The sequence below is a fragment of the Kitasatospora sp. CM 4170 genome, assembly GCF_032110285.1.
GTDB classification, from domain to species: domain Bacteria; phylum Actinomycetota; class Actinomycetes; order Streptomycetales; family Streptomycetaceae; genus Kitasatospora; species Kitasatospora aburaviensis.
Map to the genome: position 1 here is coordinate 7,503,086 of NZ_CP134877.1, position 20,105 is coordinate 7,523,190.

General features: G+C 74.8%; 17 protein-coding genes and 1 riboswitch. Of the genes, 10 read left to right on the plus strand and 7 right to left on the minus strand.

All coding sequences use genetic code 11. The features are described from left to right. Nucleotides 1-30: 30 nt before the first annotated feature. Nucleotides 31-1,389: an NAD(P)/FAD-dependent oxidoreductase gene (locus RMN57_RS31630; protein ID WP_313766708.1), complete on the minus strand. Its 1,359-nt coding sequence runs from the start codon at nucleotides 1,387-1,389 to the stop codon at nucleotides 31-33. Nucleotides 1,390-1,696: 307 nt separating this feature from the next. On the opposite strand from RMN57_RS31630, the gene RMN57_RS31635 reads away from it, so the two are divergent. From RMN57_RS31635 to purB, 4 genes are all read left to right on the plus strand, one after another. Further along, a complete protein-coding gene (locus RMN57_RS31635) occupies nucleotides 1,697-2,452 on the plus strand; it encodes a HipA family kinase (RefSeq protein ID WP_313766709.1) in 756 nt (251 codons plus the stop codon). Then, a complete protein-coding gene (locus RMN57_RS31640) occupies nucleotides 2,449-2,865 on the plus strand; it encodes a DUF3037 domain-containing protein (protein ID WP_313766710.1) in 417 nt (138 codons plus the stop codon). Before RMN57_RS31635 ends, RMN57_RS31640 begins: the two co-directional genes overlap by 4 nt. A gap of 89 nt (nucleotides 2,866-2,954) precedes the next feature. Further along, nucleotides 2,955-3,410, plus strand: coding sequence for a MarR family transcriptional regulator (locus RMN57_RS31645; protein WP_313766711.1), 456 nt, complete (start codon nucleotides 2,955-2,957; stop codon nucleotides 3,408-3,410). Between the two features lie 160 nt (nucleotides 3,411-3,570). Beyond that, a complete protein-coding gene (purB, locus tag RMN57_RS31650) occupies nucleotides 3,571-5,001 on the plus strand; it encodes an adenylosuccinate lyase (protein ID WP_313766712.1) in 1,431 nt (476 codons plus the stop codon). An 84-nt stretch (nucleotides 5,002-5,085) separates the two neighbouring features. Here purB and RMN57_RS31655 read toward each other — a convergent pair whose 3' ends face one another. Further along, nucleotides 5,086-6,585: an MFS transporter gene (locus RMN57_RS31655; RefSeq protein ID WP_313766713.1), complete on the minus strand. Its 1,500-nt coding sequence runs from the start codon at nucleotides 6,583-6,585 to the stop codon at nucleotides 5,086-5,088. A 311-nt stretch (nucleotides 6,586-6,896) separates the two neighbouring features. Further along, nucleotides 6,897-7,054, plus strand: a riboswitch (cyclic di-AMP (ydaO/yuaA leader). A gap of 5 nt (nucleotides 7,055-7,059) precedes the next feature. Between RMN57_RS31655 and RMN57_RS31660 the strand changes: the two genes are divergently transcribed. Continuing rightward, nucleotides 7,060-8,085, plus strand: coding sequence for a LysM peptidoglycan-binding domain-containing M23 family metallopeptidase (locus RMN57_RS31660; RefSeq protein WP_313766714.1), 1,026 nt, complete (start codon nucleotides 7,060-7,062; stop codon nucleotides 8,083-8,085). Between the two features lie 264 nt (nucleotides 8,086-8,349). On the opposite strand, the gene RMN57_RS31665 is transcribed toward RMN57_RS31660, so the two are convergent. From RMN57_RS31665 to RMN57_RS31680, 4 genes are all read right to left on the minus strand, one after another. Next, nucleotides 8,350-9,069 carry a DUF2470 domain-containing protein gene (locus tag RMN57_RS31665; protein ID WP_313766715.1) on the minus strand — a complete coding sequence of 240 codons (720 nt, stop codon included), beginning with the start codon at nucleotides 9,067-9,069 and terminating at the stop codon, nucleotides 8,350-8,352. A gap of 162 nt (nucleotides 9,070-9,231) precedes the next feature. After that, nucleotides 9,232-9,645: a RidA family protein gene (locus tag RMN57_RS31670; protein ID WP_313766716.1), complete on the minus strand. Its 414-nt coding sequence runs from the start codon at nucleotides 9,643-9,645 to the stop codon at nucleotides 9,232-9,234. Nucleotides 9,646-9,795: 150 nt separating this feature from the next. After that, a complete protein-coding gene (locus RMN57_RS31675; RefSeq protein ID WP_313766717.1) occupies nucleotides 9,796-10,548 on the minus strand; it encodes an IclR family transcriptional regulator in 753 nt (250 codons plus the stop codon). After that, nucleotides 10,545-11,681: a sugar kinase gene (locus tag RMN57_RS31680; protein WP_313766718.1), complete on the minus strand. Its 1,137-nt coding sequence runs from the start codon at nucleotides 11,679-11,681 to the stop codon at nucleotides 10,545-10,547. The genes RMN57_RS31675 and RMN57_RS31680 overlap by 4 nt, the downstream gene beginning before the upstream one ends. Nucleotides 11,682-11,876: 195 nt before the next feature. On the opposite strand from RMN57_RS31680, the gene RMN57_RS31685 reads away from it, so the two are divergent. The 5 genes from RMN57_RS31685 (at nucleotide 11,877) to RMN57_RS31705 (ending at nucleotide 18,419) form a co-directional block, all read left to right on the plus strand. Then, nucleotides 11,877-13,178: an alanine racemase gene (locus tag RMN57_RS31685; RefSeq protein ID WP_313766719.1), complete on the plus strand. Its 1,302-nt coding sequence runs from the start codon at nucleotides 11,877-11,879 to the stop codon at nucleotides 13,176-13,178. Further along, on the plus strand, nucleotides 13,178-14,788 hold the full coding sequence (locus RMN57_RS31690) for a D-aminoacylase (protein ID WP_313766720.1): 1,611 nt from the start codon (nucleotides 13,178-13,180) through the stop codon (nucleotides 14,786-14,788). Before RMN57_RS31685 ends, RMN57_RS31690 begins: the two co-directional genes overlap by 1 nt. Beyond that, nucleotides 14,785-15,429 carry a bifunctional 4-hydroxy-2-oxoglutarate aldolase/2-dehydro-3-deoxy-phosphogluconate aldolase gene (locus tag RMN57_RS31695; RefSeq protein WP_313766721.1) on the plus strand — a complete coding sequence of 215 codons (645 nt, stop codon included), beginning with the start codon at nucleotides 14,785-14,787 and terminating at the stop codon, nucleotides 15,427-15,429. The genes RMN57_RS31690 and RMN57_RS31695 overlap by 4 nt, the downstream gene beginning before the upstream one ends. A gap of 140 nt (nucleotides 15,430-15,569) precedes the next feature. Then, the gene (locus RMN57_RS31700; RefSeq protein ID WP_313766722.1) at nucleotides 15,570-17,150 is read left to right on the plus strand and encodes an alpha-amylase family glycosyl hydrolase; all 1,581 of its coding nucleotides are present in this window, start codon (nucleotides 15,570-15,572) and stop codon (nucleotides 17,148-17,150) included. Nucleotides 17,151-17,369: 219 nt separating this feature from the next. Next, a complete protein-coding gene (locus tag RMN57_RS31705; protein ID WP_313766723.1) occupies nucleotides 17,370-18,419 on the plus strand; it encodes a hypothetical protein in 1,050 nt (349 codons plus the stop codon). A gap of 34 nt (nucleotides 18,420-18,453) precedes the next feature. On the opposite strand, the gene RMN57_RS31710 is transcribed toward RMN57_RS31705, so the two are convergent. Next, nucleotides 18,454-19,701, minus strand: coding sequence for a CoA transferase (locus tag RMN57_RS31710; RefSeq protein ID WP_313766724.1), 1,248 nt, complete (start codon nucleotides 19,699-19,701; stop codon nucleotides 18,454-18,456). Between the last annotated feature and the right edge of the window lie 404 nt (nucleotides 19,702-20,105).

The window sequence follows — 20,105 nt, forward strand, 5'->3', positions numbered from 1 at the left end:
GTCGCGGGGCGGGGCACCGGCCGTCGGCGGTCAGCCCTTGGCGAGCAACGCCTGGGCGTGCGCCCTGACCTGATCCCTGGTCAGATAGGCGTCCGTGTACTCGAAGTCGCGCAGCCGGGCGGGCTGGCGGGCCAGGAAGCCGGTGCGGACGAAGTCGTCGCCGGCGGCGGCGTTCAGCAGCCAGTTGGCGCCGACCCGGAACTTGGCGACGTTGGTGCGCATCGCCATCAGGTGGTAGCCGCGTGCCACCACCTGCGCCGGGACGCCGCGCAGCTCGATGCCGACCGGCTTGGACACCGCGTCCTTGCCGCCGAGGTCCACCACCAGGCCCAGGTCCTTGTGGTAGTACGGCTCCAGGGGCTGGCCGCGCAGGGCGGCGATCACGTTGTTCGCCACCACCTTGCCCTGGCGGGCGGAGTGCTGCGCGGTCGGCGGGCAGACCGCGCCGTCGCCCTTGGCGAGGTCCGGCACCGCGGCCGCGTCGCCGAGCGCGAAGACGCCCTCGAACTGGGGCACCCGCATCTCGGCGGTCACCGCGATCCGGCCGCGCACCGTCTCGGCGTCCAGGGTGGCGATCAGCGGGCTGGCCGCGACGCCGGCGGTCCAGATCAGGGTGCGGCAGGGGAGCACCCGGCCATCGGTGAACTTGACCGACTCCGCGCCGACTTCGGCCACCGAGACGCCGAGCGAGACGTCGATGCCGCGCCCGCGCAGCACCTCCAGTGCGGCGGTGCCGAGCGCCTCGCCCAGCTCGGGCATGAGTTTGGGGGCGATGTCGATCAGGTGCCACTTGATCTGCCGGGCGTCCAGGCGCGGGTAGCGCAGGGCGGCCGCCGTGGTCAGCCGCTGCAGGCAGGCCGCCGTCTCGGTGCCCGCGTAGCCGCCGCCGACCACCACGAACTGCAGCCGGGACTCCCGCTCCCGCTGGTCCAACGTGGCCGAGGCGAGGTCGAGTTGGGAGATCACGTGGTCGCGGACGTAGGTCGCCTCGGCCAGCGTCTTCATGCCGCGCGCGTAGTCCGTCAGGCCCGGGATGTCGAAGGTGCGGGTGACGCTGCCGGGGGCCAGCACCAGGTAGTCGTACCGCTGCGCGACCACCTCGTCGGTGATCTTGCGGACCACGCAGACCTTGGAGCGCGGGTCGACGCCGATCGCGCCGCCGGGGACGATGTGCACGCGGCGCAGGGAGCGGCGCAGCGACACCGCGACCGACTGCGGGGTCAGCACACCGGCCGCGACGTGCGGCAGCAGCGGCAGGTAGAGCTGATAGCTGAACGGCGTGACCAGCGAGATCTCCGCCTCCGAGGGCGCGAGCTTGCGCTCCAGCCGGCGGGCGCACTCCAGTCCGGCGAAGCCACCGCCGACGATCAGGATCCGAGGTCGTTCCATCGCTCATCCCTTAGGTGCAGGTCGTACCGTGCAGGGTCCGAGGCCGTTTCTGCCCGCCACACTCGCACGGAGCAGCGCGGGCTGCCACCGGGGCGGTGCGGACGGGCGGAGGGCGGGGCCGGTGGGACCGGCGGGGCGCCGGAGGGTCGGCCGTCGACGGCGAGGTGCGGGGCGGCGCAGCGCCCGGTCGGGGCGCCCGGGGATCGGGGGCGGCCACGGGAACGGGGGCGGTGGCACGGACGGTAGGCAGGGGCGGTGCGGGCGGTCGGCGGGGCCGCCCGGGCGGCAGCCCGATAGGCTGTCCGGCGTGCTCCCCGAGGTGACGGCGGTCCGCTACGTGACGCCACTGCGAGAAGGCGGCTCGATGCCGGGCCTGGTCGAGGCCGACGACCGGCGGCTGTACGCGCTGAAGTGGGTCGGTGCGGCCCAGGGCCGCAAGGCGCTGGTGGCGGAGGTGCTGGCCGCCGAGCTCGGCCGCCGGCTCGGCCTGCCGGTGCCGGAGCTGGTCACCGTCGACCTGGACCCGGTGCTCGCCCGCAGCGAGCCGGACCAGCAGATCCAGGACCAGATGCGGGCCAGCGGCGGCCTCAACCTCGGCATGGCCTTCGTCAGCGGCGCGCTCAACTTCGACCCGCTCTGCTTCGACGTGGACGCGGGCCTGGCCGGCCAGGTGCTCTGGTTCGACGCGCTGATCGGCAACGTCGACCGCTCCTGGCGCAACCCCAACCTGCTGGTGGCGACGGGCGGGCTGCGGCTGATCGACCACGGCGCCAGCCTGATCTTCCACCACCACTGGGCCGGCGCGGCCGCCTGGATCCGCCGCCCGTACGACGCCTCCGACCACGCGCTGCTGGGCGCCGAGCCGGACCTGGCGGCCGCGGACAAGGCGCTGGCCCCGCTCGCCGAGGCGGCGATCGGGGAGGCGGTGGCGCAGATCCCGGACGTCTGGCTGGAGGACGAGCCGGGCTTCGACTCGCCCGAGGCGGTGCGCGCCGCGTACCGCGCCCAGCTGACCGGGCGGCTGGCCGGTCCGCGCGACTGGCTGCCGGAGGTGCCCGCATGACCGAGCCCACGACCCCCGCGCCGGCGGCCGCCGCCGAGCTGCACGACTACGAGTACGCGGTGATCCGGGCGGTGCCCCGGGTCGAGCGCGGCGAGTGCGTCAACGTCGGCGTGCTGCTGTACTGCCGGCAGAACGGTCACCTGGCCGCGCGCACCCACCTCGACCAGGCGCGGCTGCTGGCGCTGGACCCGGTGGCGGACGTCGCCGGGGTGCGGCGGGCCCTGCAGGGGATCGAGGCGGTCTGCGCGGGTGGTGCGGCGGCCGGTCCGGCGGCGGGGGACAGCCCCGGGCAGCGGTTCCGCTGGCTGACGGCGCCGCGCAGCGCCGTGGTCCAGCCGGGCCCGGTTCACACCGGGCTGACCGCCGACCCGGAGACGGAGCTGCGCCGGCTCTTCGACCAGCTGGTGCTCTGAGCCGGCGGCAGGTGGCGGTCTCCCCACGGGCGGACCGTTGCCGTGGTCAAAGCTTGAGTTGCTGAAGCACTCCGCCGTACCCTTGTCCCATGGGTTCGACAGCGACGACGACCGTACCGACCAACGCCGAGTTGATGGAGGCGCTGGCCGCCGTCGGCGCCGCCTACTTCCAGGACTTCGCCGCGGCGGCGGCCCGGCACGGGCTCTCCTCCTCGCAGGCGAAGGCGCTCGGCGCGGTGCGTGAGCCGGTGCCGATGCGGGCGCTGGCCGGCCGGCTGGGGTGCGACGCCTCGAACGTGACCGGCATCGTCGACCGGCTGGAGTCGCTGGGCCTGGCCAACCGTGAGGCGGCGGCGGGCGACCGGCGGGTGAAGATCGTCGTGATCACCGAGCAGGGCCGCGAGATCCTGAACCTGATCCGCGGCGAGATGGCCCGCACCCACCAGGCCTTCGAGGCGATGAGCGACGAACAGCGGGTGGCGCTGCACTCCATCTGCGCCCAGGTGCTCCCGGTGCTCGCCGGCCGCTCGGCCGGGGCGCAGTAGCGCCGGTAGCGACACGGGCCCGGGCGGCGCGGTCCGCGGCCTCCGTGACGGCGCGCAGGGCGCCGATGTGCTGCGCACGTGGTGGCGCCCGTGGCGGCACCGCCGTTGGCAGCCGGTCCGGCGCCGGTCCGGCTGACCTCGGCTGTTAGGCTTGCGAAGCGTGAGCGCGAAGCCCCAGATCCCCAATGTCCTGGCCTCCCGGTACGCCTCGGCGACCCTGGCCCAGCTCTGGTCCCCCGAGCACAAGGTGGTCCTCGAGCGCCACCTGTGGCTCGCCGTCCTGAAGGCCCAGCAGGACCTCGGCGTCGAGGTGCCCGCGGGTGCCGTCGCCGACTACGAGCGGGTGCTCGACCAGGTCGACCTCGGCTCGATCGCCGCCCGTGAGCGGATCACCCGCCACGACGTGAAGGCCCGGATCGAGGAGTTCAGCGAGCTCGCCGGCCACGAGCAGATCCACAAGGGCATGACCTCCCGGGACCTCACCGAGAACGTCGAGCAGCTGCAGATCCGCCAGTCGCTGGAGCACGTGCGCGACCGCACCGTCGCCGTGCTGGTCCGCCTGGCCCGCCTCGCCGCCCAGCACTCCGAGCTGGTCATGGCCGGCCGCTCGCACAACGTCGCCGCGCAGGCCACCACCCTGGGCAAGCGGTTCGCCACCGTCGCCGACGAGCTGCTGGTCGCCTTCAACCGCCTGGAGGAGCTGATCGCCCGCTACCCGCTGCGCGGGATCAAGGGCCCGGTCGGCACCGCCCAGGACATGCTGGACCTGCTCGGCGGCGACACCGAGAAGCTCGCCGAGCTGGAGCGCCGGGTCGCCGGCCACCTCGGTTTCGAGAACGTGCTCACCAGCGTCGGCCAGGTCTACCCGCGCTCGCTGGACTTCGAGGTGCTCACCGCGCTCGTCCAGCTGGCCGCCGCGCCGTCCAGCCTGGCCAAGACCATCCGCCTGATGGCCGGCCACGAGCTGGTCACCGAGGGCTTCAAGGAGGGCCAGGTCGGCTCCTCCGCGATGCCGCACAAGATGAACACCCGCTCCTGCGAGCGCGTCAACGGCCTTGCCGTCATCCTCCGCGGCTACGCCTCGATGACCGCCGAGCTCGGTGGCGACCAGTGGAACGAGGGCGACGTCTCCTGCTCGGTGGTCCGCCGGGTCGCCCTGCCGGACGCCTTCTTCGCCTTCGACGGCCTGCTGGAGACCTTCCTGACCGTCCTCGACGAGTTCGGCGCCTTCCCCGCCGTGATCGAGGCCGAGCTGGACCGCTACCTGCCGTTCCTCGCCACCACCAAGGTGCTGATGGGCGCGGTGCGCGCGGGCGTCGGCCGGGAGACCGGGCACGAGGTCATCAAGGAGCACGCCGTCGCCTCGGCGCTGGCGATGCGGGCCGGCGCGCGGGAGAACGAGCTGCTGGACCGGCTGGCCGCCGACCAGCGGATCCCGCTGGACCGCACCGCGCTGGACGCGCTGCTCGCCGACCGGCTCGCCTTCACCGGCGCGGCCGGTGCCCAGGTCGCCGAGGTCGTCCGCCGGGTCGAGGTCGTCGCGGCCGCCTACCCGGAGGCCGCCAAGTACGCCCCGGGCGACATCCTCTGACGATCCGTCACCCCTGCTGCGTCGACGAGCGCCCCGTCACCGTTCCGGTGGCGGGGCGCTCGCCGTTCCGCTCCCGGGCGCGCCCTACGAGGTGCCGGCGGCCGGGTGGCCCGGGTCGAGGGGCGGGGCGTTGGTGCCGCAGTTGTAGCGGCACTCGGGTTCGGCCACCGGGTGGTCCTCGGGGGCGAGCACATTGCCCCGGACGGTGGTGAACGCGATCAGCCCGCCCGTGACCAGCAGCCCGGCGCAGATCAGCATCGCGGTGTGGAAGGCGGCGTCCACCGAGGAGGGCACCCGGTAGGCGTCGCCGCTGAGGCCGGACAGTGCGGGCAGTGCGGCGACCGCGAGCAGGCCGGCCGCGCGGGCGGCGGCGTTGTTGACCCCGCTGGCGATGCCCGCGTGCCGGACGTCCACCGCCGCCAGCACCGTGGCGGTGAGCGGCGCGACCAGCAGCACCATGCCGCAGCCCATCACCGTGACGGCGGGCAGCACGTCCGTCCAGTACGAGGCGCCGGGCCCGATCCGCAGCATCAGCAGGACCCCGGCCGCGCAGAGCAGCGGCCCGACGGTCAGCGGCAGCCGGGGGCCGATCGCCTTGCCGAGCCGGCCCGCCCGGGCGGAGAGCGCGAGCATCAGGACGGTGATCGGGACCAGCGCCAGCCCGGAGACCAGCGGCGAGAAGCCGGCGACGATCTGCAACTGCACGACCAGCAGGAAGAACACCCCGCTGAAGGCGGCGTAGACGCAGAGGGTGACGAGGTTCACCGAGCTGAACAGCCGGGAGGAGAAGAGGCCGAGCGGCAGCATCGGCTCCGGGGTGCGGCGCTCGACCGCGATGAAGGCCGCGCCGAGCAGCAGACCTGCCACGCCGGTGATCCAGACGCCGGCGGAGAGCCCGTCACCGGCCGCGGTCAGCGCGTAGGTGAACGAGCCCAGGGCGAGGGCGGCCAGCACCGCGCCGAGCGCGTCGAAGCGGCCGGTCGCGCTCTCGTCCCTGCTCTCCGGCACGTGCCGGGAGGCCACCACGACCACCAGCGCGGCCAGCGGGACGTTCAGCAGGAAGATCCACCGCCAGCCCGGGCCGTCCACCAGCCAGCCGCCGACGAAGGGGCCGACCGCGGCCGACACCCCGCCGAGGCCGGACCAGAGGCCGACCGCCGTCGAGCGGTCGTCCGGGTGGAAGACGGCCTGGAGCATCGCCAGTGACCCGGGGGTGAGCAGTGCCCCGCCGATGCCCTGGACGGCGCGGGCGGCGATCAGCACCTCGATGGTGGGTGCGGCGGCGCAGGCCGCCGAGGCGGCGGCGAACCAGACCACGCCGAGCAGGAAGATCCGGCGCCGGCCGTAGCGGTCGCCGAGTGCGCCGCCGAGCAGGATCAGCCCGGCCAGGGTGAGCAGATAGGCGTTCAGCGTCCATTGCAGGGCGGCGAGCGGGGCGCCGAGGTCTTCGCCGATCCGGGGCAGGGCGACGTTCACCACGGTGCCGTCGAGCATCGCCATGCTGGAGCCGAGCACCGTCGCCAGAAGTACCCAGCGACCCTGCGCGGTGCTCAGGCGCAGGGTGCCGGCCTCGGAAGTGGCCACGGCCCGATGGTCCGCCCAGCGGGGCCCGAGTGACAAGGGTCACCGGGGGTGTGTCGGCGGTTGGCTTTCCGTGAGTGATCGTGTGCGGACGGCCAGCGAAATCGGCGGAGTGTCGCGGATCAGTGGCGCGCCGTGAATCGATTGTGCACGTACTGTGCAGCGGATCATCCGGAGCGTCACATTGTCGCCGGAGGAATTCACCGATGCGGGAGATCGACATTGCTTCGCTCGAACGGATGGGTTTTAGTTCAGCGACCGCCCGGCGTCAGCCCGGGTGGCCACCGGGTGGAACGCCTAGTCCTGCCGCTGCCCGGTGGTACGAACTGAACTCTGTACGGCAGGAGCGGGGGACCCACAGGTAAGTCGCCGGACCGGAATTCGCGGTCCGGCTTGGGGTGAAGCCGCCTATGCGGCCGGGCAACTCCAGCCCGAACCCGACAGCTCACCTCGCAGGCGTCGGAGAGGAACTCCCCCATGCCCGCACAGGCCCGTCGTATCGCCCTGCCCCGCGCCGCCCGCATCGGTATCGCCACCGCCGTCACCGGCGCCGCGTTCGCCCTCCCGCTGGTGACCACCATCAGCGCCCAGGCCCACACCGCCCCGGCCGCGAAGCCGCAGCAGACCGCCACCTGGACCGGCGCCACCAGCGTCGACGCCGCTCCGGCCGCCGCCGCGCAGCCGGCCGCCGAGGCCGCCGCTCCGGCCGCCGCCCCGGTCGAGGAGAGCTACAAGGTCGTCAGCGGCGACACCCTGTCGAAGATCGCCGACGCCAAGGACGTCCAGGGCGGCTGGAAGGCGCTGTACGAGCACAACCGCTCGGTCGTCGGCTCCAACCCGAACCTGATCTTCCCGGGCCAGAAGCTGGCCCTGGGCGCCAAGGCCGCCGCTCCGGCCGAGGCCGCCAAGCCGGCCGCCCCCGCCGCCAAGCCGCAGGTCTCGCACGACTCCGCGAAGCCGGCCGCCCCGGCGCAGGCGCCGAAGCCGGTCCAGGCTGCGAAGCCGGCCGCCCCCGCCGCCAAGCCGGCCCAGGCCCCCGCCGCCAAGCCGGCCGCCCCGGCCACCACCCCGGCCCCGGCCGCCGTGGCCTCCACCTCCGGTTACGTCGCCCCGCTGGCCAACCCGAAGCTCGGCACCGCCTACGGCGTCGCCGGCTCGATGTGGGCCTCCGGCCACCACACCGGTGCCGACTTCGTCGCGGCCACCGGCACCCCGCTGCGCGCCGTTGCGGCCGGCACCGTGGTCAAGGCCGGCAACGGCGGCGCCTACGGCAACGAGGTCGAGATCAAGCTCGCCGACGGCAAGTACGCCCAGTACGCGCACCTGTCCTCGATCGGCGTGAAGGTCGGTCAGGCCGTCACCGCCGGCCAGCAGATCGGCCTCTCCGGTGCGACCGGCAACGTGACCGGCCCGCACCTGCACTTCGAGATCCGCACCGGCTCGGAGTACGGCTCGGACATCGACCCGATCGCCTACCTGCGGGCGCACGGCGTCTCCATCTGACCCGGTCCACAACCGAGTTCAGACCACCGCCAGGTGCGGGGCGAACGAACTCCCGGGATGGTCATGTCGGGTGACCGCTCGACCGGGTGATCGCCGCACCAGTGGCGGACATACGGGCGCGGGACACGCCCAGGCCGGCCCGGCTCGCGAGACCTCCCTCGCGAGCCGGGCCGGCCGCTTTCGTCGTCCACGTCCGCTTCGGCGCCGTTTCCGCGGCGCCTCCGCAGCGAAGCGGTTCCGGAAGGCCTGTCCGGCCCGGTCCGGTCACGACCGGCGGGCGGGCAGGCCGGTCTGTGCGGCGGTCAGCAGCCGGTGCATCTGCTCGCCGAACTCCTCGGTGTCGCAGGCCGGTTCGGGGAAGACCAGGCGGACGTCGCGGTGACCGTGCGGATGGTCCAGGCGCAGCACCAGGCCGTGGCGGTCGAGCGCCAGCGGGCGGATCTCCGGCCGCCCGGCGAGGAGTTGGGGGTCGAGCAGTCGGGTGAGCGCGGCGAGCGCGTCGGGGTGGTCGTCGATGAGGTGGGTGAGCAGGCCGGCCTCGTAGCGGGCGAGCGGGTCGGGCCCGGCGAGGGCGAGGTCGGCGCCGGTGAGCGCGCTGGTGCCGTACGGAGTGGCGAGGACGGCGTGGGCGACGTCCAGGTGTAGGTGGACGCTGAGGCCGTCGTCGGCCAGGTGGGCGAGCCGGAGCCGGCCGGCCATGGTGAGCCGGCCGCGGACGCGGTCGCGGACGGCGACCGGGGCGATGTCGGTCACGTCCAGGACGACGGCCAGGCCCTCGGTCTCGCCGGTCGCGGCGAGGGTGAGCCCGGAGCCGAGCGGGGCGGTCAGGCGGAGCCGGGAGCCGTGCACCGAGACCGGGGTGTCGAGGTCGTGGTGCTCGCCGCGGGCCCGGACCACCACCGAGGAGGTGGCGCTGAGCAGGCTGCAGATCCGTTCGGCGGCGGTGGGCTCGGGGGCCTCGGCGTCGGCGGGCGTGGGGCTCATGGCGACCTCCATCGAGTTAGGTGAGGCTTACCTAATCATTTTGGTCGCGTGGAAGGCAAGGGCCGCCCGCCCGGTGCCCGTCGGGTACCGGGGCCCGGACGGCGCCCGCCCGGGCCCCGCGCTTCGGCGACCGTCCCCGGGCCCCGCCTGTCCGGCGGTGGATCAGCCGATCACGGCCTGGGCGTCGATCTCGACCAGCATCGGCTCCTGCGGCAGTTCGACGAAGACCGTGGTGCGGCAGGGCCTCACGCCGCCGGGCTTGACGTTCTCCTCGATGAACTCGGCGTAGACCTCGTTCATCAGCGGGAAGTCGGCCCGCTTGGTCAGGTAGACGCGGAACATCACCACGTCCTCGATGGTGGCGCCGCCGGCCTCGACGATCGCCTTGACGTTCTCCAGCGTGCGCCGGGTCTGCGCCTTCACGTCGCCGTGGTGGAGGTACTCGCCGGTGGCCGGGTCCTGCGGCCCCTGGCCGGAGACCTGCAGGATGGGGCCCTTGCGGACGCCCTGGGAGAACGTCCAGGCCGGGGCGGGGGCGCCGTCGGTGCGGATCTCGGTCTTCTCGTTGCCGCTCATGGCTTCCTTCGTGTCGCGGACGGGCGGTTGCGTGTGGCAGGGGGGTGTATGGCAGCGGGCTTGCGGCAGGGGGCGGATGGCGGGGGCGGCGCGACGGTGGGCGGGCCCGCGGGTGGGGATTCCCGGGAGGGCTGACCGCGCGGGCCCCGGTCAGCCCTCCTGATGCGGTCGGCCGCAGTCGGCGGAGACCGCGCGGGCGGTGGCGAGCAACTGGGGCAGCAGCTCCAGCACCTGCTCGTACGGGAGGACCACGTCCGGGACGGAGATCGAGACGGCGGCGACGGCTCGTCCGCCGGCGTCCCGGATCGGCGCGGCCACGCAGTTGATGAAGGCCTCGTGCTCGGCGTGGTCCTGCGCCCAGCCCTGGGCGGCGACCTTCTCCAGCTCGGCCAGCAGCGCCTCGGGGGTGGCGAGGGTGCGCGGGGTGTGCGGGGTGAACTCGATGCCGGCCACCGCCCGTCGCCGCTCGGGCAGCGGAAGGTCGGCCAGCAGGACCTTGGCGACGGCCGCGCTGTGCAGGACGGCGCGCAGCCCGATCCGGGAGTACATCCGCACCGGGTGGCGCGAGTCGTACTTGTCGATGTAGACCACCTCGCCGCCCTCGTGGGCGGCCAGGTGCACGGTCTGGCCGGTGGCGGCGTTCAGTTCGGCCAGGTGCGGGGCGGCGATCCGGCGGATTCCGCGCTCTTCCAGGGCGAGGCCGGAGAGGGCGAACAGGCCGGCGCCGAGGTGGTAGCGGTACGCCTGGTCGCGGTAGACGAAACGTTCCTCTTCGAGACTCTGGAGCAGTCGCAGCACCGTGGTCTTGTGCACGCCGAGCACCTCGGCGAGCTGGTCCAGTGAGCGCTCGCCCTCGCCGAGCTCGGCCAGGATGCGCAGGGCGCGGGTGACGGTCTGACTCATCGGTGGCCTCCCAGGGCCGGGGAAGGGGTCGGTCGGGGGCCGGCGGTCGCGTCACCGGGCGGGGGCAGGGCGGGGGAGGTGATCCCGTCCGCCGAGACCGTGGTGGCCGCCCACGCGTCCGTGGACGCGTCGAGCAGGGCGGCCAGCACCGGTCCGGGCGGCAGTTCGGCCTGGTCGCCGTGGGCGGTCAGGGCGCAGGCGGCGCTGAGGTGGCCGAGCCGCAGCCGGCGGCGCCGGTCCAGCCCGCGCAGGGTGGCCGCCAGGTAGCCGGCCGCGAAGGCGTCGCCGGCGCCCGTCGCCTCGACCACCTCGACGGCGAGGGCCGGCTCGGTGACGGCCGTGCCGTCCCGGTCCACGGCGGTGACGGTCCGGGCGGCGTCCTTGACCACGAGGGTGGCGGGGGAGGGGAAACGGCGGCGCAGCGCCTGCGCGTCGCCGGTGCCGAACGCCTCCTCGGCCTCGTCGGCGCCGAGCAGCAGCAGGTCGCAGGCGTTCAGCAGCGGCGGCAGCACGGCCGGGTCGCGCTCGCGCCACAGGGCGGGGCGCCAGTTGAGGTCGAAGCTGACGAGGCGGCCCGGCCGGCGGTCGGCGAGCAGGGCGCGGAGCAGGGCGAGGCAGTCGTCGGAGAGGGCGGCCGTGATCCCCGAGAGGTGCAGCAGCCGGGCGCCGGCCAACAGGCGGGCGGCCGCCGGGTCGTCCAGCAGCGCCGGGGAGAGCGCGGAGGCGGCCGAGCCGCGGCGGTGGTAGTGCAGCCGGCTGCGGCCCGGACCGAGGTCGTGGCGGCTTCCGGTGGAGCCGCCGACCTCCTTGAGGTAGAGGCCGGTCGGGCGGTGCCGGTCCACGGCGACGGCCGAGACGTCCACCCCGCGGGCGGCCAGCTCGGCGAGCAGGCGGCGACCGAAGCCGTCGTCACCCACCCGGCTGATCCAGGCGCTCGACACGCCGAGCGCGGCCAGTGCGGCCGCCACGTTGGACTCGGCGCCGCCGACGGAGAGGCGGAAGCCCTCCACCGACTCCAGCGGGCCCGGCCGGTCCGGGAGCAGCACGGCCATCGACTCGCCCACGCAGACCGCCGTCGGGCCGTCGGGCGGCGGCGGGGCGCCCGGGCTCCCGGTGGACTCCTGTCGGGGCATCTGCGGGCTCCTCGTCTGCGGCTGCCGTTCCGTCGAGCGTCGGTTCCGCCGGTCTCGGTTCCGTCGGTCCTCGATTCCGTCGGTTCCGCCGGTCCTCGGTTCCGTTGACCTTCGTCCGGCGCCGATGCTAGAACCGTGATGTCAACATGCGCAACCAGCGTTGCACATGTTGCAACCTGCAGAGGGAGGGTGACCGTGGATCAGACCTTCGCGAGCGCTGGCACCGGGCCGGGCATCGACGTCGGCAAGGTGGCGGCCCTCGCCGACGAAGTGCTCGACTGGCGGTTCAAGGCGCTGCCGGACGCCGCCCGGGGGGTGAGAGTTCGCGACTACCTCGCCACCGGGCCCACCCTCGCCGGGTTCGGCACGCCGTTGCTCACCCTCGACGGTGCCGCCGTCGAGCACAACGTGCGCACCATGGCCGACTGGTGCGCCAAGGCCGGCGTCGCGCTAGCCCCGCACGGCAAGACGACGATGGCGCCCGCGCTCTGGCAGGCCCAGCTGGACGCCGGCGGCCACGGCATCACCCTGGCCAGCCTGCCGCAGCTCCGGGTGGCCCGGGCCTTCGGCGTCCGGCGGATCCTGCTCGCCAACACCCTGCTGGACCCGGCCGGACTGGGCTGGCTCGCCGCCGAGCTGGCGGCGGACCCGGCGTTCGCCTTCGCCTCCTGGGTCGACTCGGTCGAGAGCGTCCGGCAGATGGACGGGGCGCTGCGGGCGGCCGGCGCCGAGTGCCCGGTCGAGGTGCTGGTCGAGCTCGGCGGCCCCGGCGGGCGCACCGGCGTCCGCGGCGTCGACGCCGCCGTCGACGTGGCCGCCGCGGTGCTGCGCGCGCCCACCCTGCGGCTGGCCGGCATCGGCGGGTACGAGGGGGCGCTCGCCCACGACGCCACGGACGACGGGCTGGCCGCCGTCCGCGGCTACCTGCGGGACCTCGCGGACCTGCACGGCCGGCTCTCCGCCGCGTACGCCGACGACGCGCCGCCGGTGGTCACGGCCGGCGGCAGCGCCTACTTCGACCTGGTCGCCGAGGAGTTGGCCGCGCTCCCGGAGGCCGCCGTGGTCCTGCGCTCCGGCGCCTACCTCGCCCACGACGACGGCTTCTACCGGGGGATCTCGCCGTTCGTCCGCGGCGCCGGCGACGCGCCGTTCCGCGGCGCACTGCACGGCTGGGCGCGGGTGGTCTCGCGGCCCGAGCCCCAACTCGCCCTGCTGGACGCCGGAAAGCGCGACCTGCCCTTCGACGAGGGCCTGCCCGAGCCGCAACTCGTCCGCGGCGGCCCGGCGCTGACCGGCACGGCGGCCCGGGTCACCGCGCTCAACGACCAGCATGCCTTCCTGCGCGACGCGGGCGACCTCGCACCGGTCGGCGCCGTGCTGCGGCTGGGCATCTCGCACCCGTGCACGGCCTTCGACAAATGGGCGCTGATCCCGGTGCTGGACGACGCCTCGGCCGCCGAGCCGAAGGTTACCGGGCTGGTCAGGACCTTCTTCTGATGGCCGGCGGCCCGCTGGTCTTCAAGGGCGCCACCGTCGTCGACGGCACCGGCGCCGACCGGTACCGCGCCGACGTCCGGATCGAGGGCGGGCTGATCACCGCGATCGGCCGCGGCCTCGGGGCGGCGGCCGAGGTGGACGCCGACGGACTGGTGCTGGCCCCCGGGTTCATCGACATGCACGCCCACTCCGACCTCGCCCTGCTGCTCGAACCCGAGCACCCGGCCAAGGTCACCCAGGGCGTCACCTGCGAAGTCCTCGGCCAGGACGGCCTGGCGTACGCGCCCGTGGACGACACCACGCTCGTCGCGCTGCGCCGCCAGCTCGCCGGCTGGAACGGCGATCCGGAGGGCTTCGACTGGGACTGGCGCACGGTCGGCGGCTACCTGGACCGCCTCGACCGGACGGGCCCCGGGGTCAACGCCTGCTACCTCGTCCCGCACGGCTCACTGCGAATGCTCGCCATGGGCTGGGCGAACCGGCCGCCGACCCCGGCCGAACTCGACCGGATGCGCACGCTGTTGGCCGAGGGGCTGGAGCAGGGCGGGGTCGGGCTCTCCAGCGGCCTCAGCTACCCGCCGGGCATGTACGCCGACACCGCCGAACTGGTGGAGCTGTGCCGGGTGGTCGCCCGGTACGGCGGATTCCACGCACCGCACCAACGCTCCTACGGGGAGGGTGCGTTGGAGGGGTACGCCGAGATGGTCGAGATCGCCCGCCGGTCCGGCTGCCCGCTCCACCTCACCCACGCCACCATGAACTTCGGCGTCAACCGGGGCCGGGCCGGCGAACTGCTCGACCTGGTGGACCGGGCGCTCGCCGACGGCGTCGACCTCACCCTGGACAGCTACCCCTACCTGCCCGGCTCCACCACGCTGGCCGCCCTGCTGCCGAGTTGGGCCACCGAGGGCGGCCCGCAGGCCACCCTGGCCAGGCTCGCCGAGGCGGACGCGTGCGAGCGGATCCGGCACGAGGTGGAGGAGAAGGGGAGCGACGGCTGCCACGGCGTGGTCACCGACTGGGCGACCGTCCAGCTCTCCGGCGTTCGCAACCCCGCCCTGGCGGGCCTGGTCGGCCGGACGGTCGCCGACATCGCCGCCGACGAGGGGCGCAGCGGCACCGAGGTCTTCCTCGACCTGCTGCGCCGCGACGAGTTGGCCACCGGCATCCTCCAGCACGTCGGCCACGAGGAGAACGTCCGGGCGATCATGCGCCACCGCGCGCACACCGTCGGCAGCGACGGCCTGCTGGTCGGCGCCCGCCCGCACCCGCGCGCCTGGGGCACCTTCCCCCGCTACCTGGCCCGGTACAGCCGCGAGTTGGGCGTCCTCACGCTGGAGGAGGCGATCGCGCGGATGACCGGACGCCCCGCCGCCAGGCTCCGGCTCGACCGCCGCGGGCGGATCGCCCCCGGCCACCACGCCGATCTGGTGCTCCTCGACCCCGGAAGAGTCCAGGACACCGCCACCTTCGACCGTCCGCGGCGGCCCGCCGCCGGTATCGAGCACGTCTACGTCAACGGCACCGCCGTCGTCCGGCAGGGCCGCGCCACGGGCGCCCGCCCCGGGCGGGCGCTGCGCCGCACCGACCGAGGAACGCTTGCCGCATGAACCCCACGCCCGCCGTTCTCGCCCGCACCCGCGCCGTGCTGGCCGCCTTCCCCGTCATCGCCGTGGTCCGCGCCCCTCGGATACCGGACGCCGCCGCGCTCTGCGCCGCGCTCTCCGAGGGCGGCATCCACCTGACCGAATTCACCTTCACCACACCGGACGTGACGACACATCTGCGGCGCGCCACCCGGGTGGGGTGGCGGGTCGGGGCCGGCACCGTGCTGACCGCGGAGCAGGCCGACCGGGCGATCGGCGCAGGTGCCCGGTTCCTGGTCACGCCCGGGCTCCGCCCGGAGGTGGCGCGGCGCGCGCACGCCGAGCGGGTGCCGGTGATGCTCGGCGCGCTGACGCCGACCGAGGTGCTCCAGGCCCACGAGCTCGGCGCGGCCGCGGTCAAGATCTTCCCGGCCCGGGCGTTCGGCCCCGGCTACTTCAAGGACCTGCGCGGCCCCTTCCCGGAGGTCCCGCTGGTCGCCTCCGGCGGCGTGAACGCGGGCAACGCCGGCGAGTTCCTGGCCCAGGGCGCGCTCGCGGTCTGCGCCGGCTCGGAGGTGGTGGCGCCGGAGGCGGTGGCGGCCGGCGACTGGGCGGAGATCACCCGCCGGGCCAAGGCGTTCACCGAGGCCTGCGCCGGTCGGTAGTGCGGCGGCGGGGTCGCACCGGACCGGGCCGGGGCCGCTGCCGGCGCCACGCCGGGGGCCGGTGCGGGCTGTCGGGACGGCCGGGATTGGACGAGAATCGGTAGACCCGGCCCCCGGCAACCGGCAGGAGGATCCACCCCATGACCTCGACCCGCCCCGGCCCCGACTGGCTGGCCGACGCCGTCCTCTACCAGATCTACCCGCAGACCTTCGCCGACTCCGACGGCGACGGCATCGGCGACTTCGCCGGTGCCGCCGAGCGGCTCGACCACCTCGCCTGGCTCGGCGTGGACACGGTCTGGCTCACCCCCTGCTTCGCCTCGCCGTTCCGCGACGCCGGGTACGACGTCAGCGACTACCTCACGCCCGCCCCGCGCTACGGCACCTCCGACGACCTGGCGGCGCTGGTCGAGGCCGCCCGCCGCCGCGGCATCCGGATCCTGCTCGACCTGGTCGCCGGCCACACCTCCGACCGGCACCCCTGGTTCCTGGCCGCCGCCGAGGACCCGTCCGACCACCGCTACATCTGGTCCGAGGACCGGGTGGACGGCTTCGTCGCCTCGCCCGGCAGCCGCCCGGGCTGGTACCGGCCGAACTTCTTCGACTGCCAGCCCGCGCTCAACTTCGGCTATGCGCGCAGCCGTTCCGACGAGCCGTGGCGCCAGCCGGTCGACGCCGACGGCCCGCGCGCCAACCGCCGGGCGCTGCGCGGGATCATGGCGCACTGGCTCGGCCTCGGAGTGGCCGGCTTCCGCGTCGACATGGCGTCCTCGCTGGTCAAGGACGACCCCGGGTTCACCGAGACCGCCAAGCTCTGGACCGAACTGCGCGACTGGCTCGACCGGGCCCACCCGCAGGCCGCCCTGTTCGCCGAGTGGGGCGACCCGGCCGCCGCCGTCGCGGCCGGCTTCCACGCCGACTTCTTCCTGCAGTTCGGCGGCGCCGACCGCGGCCTGCCGCTGCGCTCGCTCTGGAACAACAACGCCGGCACGGTGGAGGAGTTCTGGCAGCAGGGCCCCTGCTACTTCGAGGCCGAGGGCCGCGGCACCCCGCAGGTGTTCCTGGACGCCTGGCGCTCCGCCGCCGAACTCACCGAGGGCGCCGGGTACATCGCCCTCCCCACCGCCAACCACGACTTCTCGCGGCTCGCCACCGGCCCGCGCACCGGCGCCCAACTCGCCCCCGCCTTCGCCTTCCTGCTCACCTGGCCCACCCTGCCGGCGGTCTACTACGGCGACGAGATCGGCATGCGCTACCTGCCGGGCCTGCCGGACGTCGAGGGCAGCGTGCTCGGCCCGCAGTACAACCGGGCGGGCTCGCGCACCCCGATGCAGTGGGAGCCGGGGCCGAACGCCGGCTTCTCGACCGCGCCCGCCGACCGCCTCTACCTGCCCATCGACCCCGATCCGCACCGGCCCGACGTCGCCAGCCAGCGGGCCGACCCGACCTCGCTGCTGCACACCGTCCGGCGGCTGATCGCGCTGCGCCGTGCCCACCCGGGGCTGGGCGCGGCGGGGGAGGTGGACGTCCGGCACGCCGGGTACCCGCTGGTGTACACCCGGGCCGGGCGGTACCTGGTGGCCGTCAACCCGCGGCGGGAGCCGGGCGAGGTGCCGCTCGGGCGGGTCGGGGTGCGGCCGCTGGACGTCCAGGGGGTGCGGGTGGTCGACGGGCGGCTGCGGGCGGACGGGTTCTCGTACGGGGTGTTCGAGCTGGCGTGAGGGGTGGGGCGGCTCCGGGCGTTCGGTGAGGTCGCCGGGCGCCCGGGCCGCGGCGCGCGCCCGGCGCGGCTTCCGCACGGCGCGCCTCGGGCAGCGGCCCGGGCTTTCGTACGGCCGCAAGGTGGTTGTAGACTGCATCCAGATGGTTGCATTTACCATCCTTTTCGTCCGGGCTCGTGCCCGGGCCGCAGCCCGAACCCGGAGGACCGGACGAACGCCATGAGCACACCCCAGACCACCGCCGCGGCGCCCACCCCGGGGCATGCGCTCAAGCACCTCGCCGTCCACCTGCTCACCCCGCTGCTGATGTGCCTCGGCATGGCGCTCGCCTACCAGGGCGCGTTCCACCAGCCCGAGCCCCACCACCTGAAGGTCGCGGTCGTCGGCACCTCCGCGCAGGACCGGGGCCTCGCCGACGCGGTGCGGGCCAAGGCGGGCCCGGCGCTCGACGTCAGCACCCTGCCGGACCGCGCGGCCGCCGAACGGCACCTGCACGACCGCGACCTGGTCGGCGCGTTCCTCCCGGACGCCCGGCGGCCCGAACTGCTCGTCGCCAAGGCCGGCTCCGACACCTCCGCGATGGCGGCGGAAGCGGTGTTCCAGAACGTCACGGACCGGCAGGGCGTGCCGCTGACCGTCACCGACCTCGCCGCCCCGGCCGAGGGCGACCCGACCGGCCAGGGCCTGTTCTTCCTGCTGGTCGCGCTCAGCATCGGCTGCTACGCGAGCGTTGCGGTGATCGGCGCGGCCGGCGCGGCGCTGAGCATGCGGATCCGGGCGCTGGTCGGCCTGGCCGTCTCGCTGGTGGTGAGCCTGATCGGCATCGTCACCGCCGGACCGGTCTTCCACGTCGTCGACCACGACCTGGCGGCCGTCTGGGCGCTGGGCTGGCTCTACTCGGCCGGCGTCGTCGCGGTCGGCATCGGCCTGCACACCTTCCTCCGGAAGTGGACCACGCTGGTGATGATGGTCCTGTTCGTGATGCTGAACTTCACCACCTCCGGCGGGGTCTACCGGCCGGACCTGCAGAACGGCTTCTTCGGCACGCTGCACTCCTTCTGGACCGGCGCCGGCTTCCTGGAGGGCGTGCGCAGCCTGCTCTACTTCGACGGCGGCGCCGGGCTCGGCGGGCACGTCCTGACGCTGGCGCTCTGGCTGCTGCTCGGCGGGCTGGTGATGACCGGCGCGGCGCTGTACGAGCGGCGCGGGCGGGCCGCGGCGCCCGCGACGGAGGCGGAGGCGGAGATGGACGAGGCCGTCGCGGTCTGACCGTGCGACGGCGACGGGGTCGACGCGGACGGTGTCAGGGCGCGGCGCCGGGGGCCGCGGCGTCCCCGGTCGCCGGGGCATCGCCGGCGTCCCCGGTTGCCGGGGCGTCCAGCCAGGCCCTGAGCTCCTCGGTGTGCTCGCCCAGCCGGGGCGGCCGGTGCGCGTAGCGCGGCGGCGTACGGGAGAGGTTGATCGGGTTGGCGACCAGGTCGAGCGGCTCGCCGTCCGGGCCCGGTACCGTCGCCCGCGGCTCCAGGCCGAGGCTGTCGGCGAGCCGGAAGGCGTCGGCCAGGTCGTTCACCGGTCCGCACGGTACGCCGAGCGGTGTGAGGACGGCGAACCACTCGGCGGCCGTGCGGAGTCGGAGCCGCGCGGAGAGCTCGGCGGCCAGCTCCCCGACGTGCGCCACCCGGTCGGGATTGGTGGCGAACCGCCGGTCCCCGGCCAAATCCGGTACGCCCAACCCGCCGCAGAGCGCGGCGAACTGGCGGTCGTTGCCCACCGCCACGACCAGTGGCCGATCGGCGGCCGGGAACACCTCGTACGGCGCGATCGACGGGTGGCGGTTGCCCAGGATGCCCGGGACCGCGCCGGCCAGGGTGTAGCCGGCGGACTGGTTCACCATGCTGGACAGCAGGGTGGTGAGCAGATCGACCTCGACCACCTGCCCCTCGCCGGTGGCCTCGCGCTCGCGCAGTGCGGCCAGCACCCCGACGGCGGCGTGCAGCCCGGTCAGCACGTCCACCACCGCGACCCCGGTCTTCACCGGTTCGCCCGGGGCGGCGCCGGTGATGCTCATCAGGCCGCCGACGGCCTGGACCAGCAGGTCGTACCCCGGCAGGGCGGCGCCCGCGCCCGCGCCGAAGCCGGTCACCGAGCAGTAGACCAGCCGGGGGTTGAGCGCGAGCGCGTCCTGGTGGCCGAGGCCGTGCCGCGCCATCGTGCCCGGACGGAAGTTCTCCACCAACACGTCGGCCCGACGCACCAGTTCGACGGCGCGGACGTGGTCGGCCGGATCGCGCAGGTCCAGCGCGATCGAGCGCTTGTTGCGGTTGACGGAGAGGAAGTAGGTCGCCTCGCCCTGCGCGTGCGGCGGGCCCCAGGCGCGGGTGTCGTCCCCGGCTCCCGGCCGCTCGACCTTGACCACGTCGGCGCCGAGGTCGGCGAGGAGCATCGTCGCGTAGGGGGCGGCCAGCACCCGCCCGAAGTCGGCGACCAGGACGTCGGAGAGCGGGAGGGCCGGGGCCGTCGGCCGGGCGGGTCGGGTGCGGTCGCCGCTCATGCCGCACCCCCGGCGGACGTGTGGACGGGCACCGTCCGGGTGGTGGTGAGGACCTTCCGCGCCGTCTGCCGCATCGTTCTCCCTGGCGTTCTCGTCGTTCACGTCGGCCGCCCGCCCGCTTGCCCGTCCGGGTCCGGGGCCGGCTCCGGCTCCGGATCATTCTGGGCATGGGCGCGGCCTCCTGGGCAGTGGGCGTTCCGGCCGGACGACCTGTCTTCGGCCGGCTGTGCGGGCGGCGGTCGCTCGCGGTGCGTCCGGTAGTCCCCCGAACAGGGGCCGCCCGAGCGGGGGATCTCCCGGTGGCGCGGCGCCGCAGGGCGAAGCGGCGGCCGTTCGGCGTGCTCTGCTGACAGGTGCGCGCCCGTCGCCCGTTCCCGCGCGTCGCCCGTTCCCACGCCGAAATC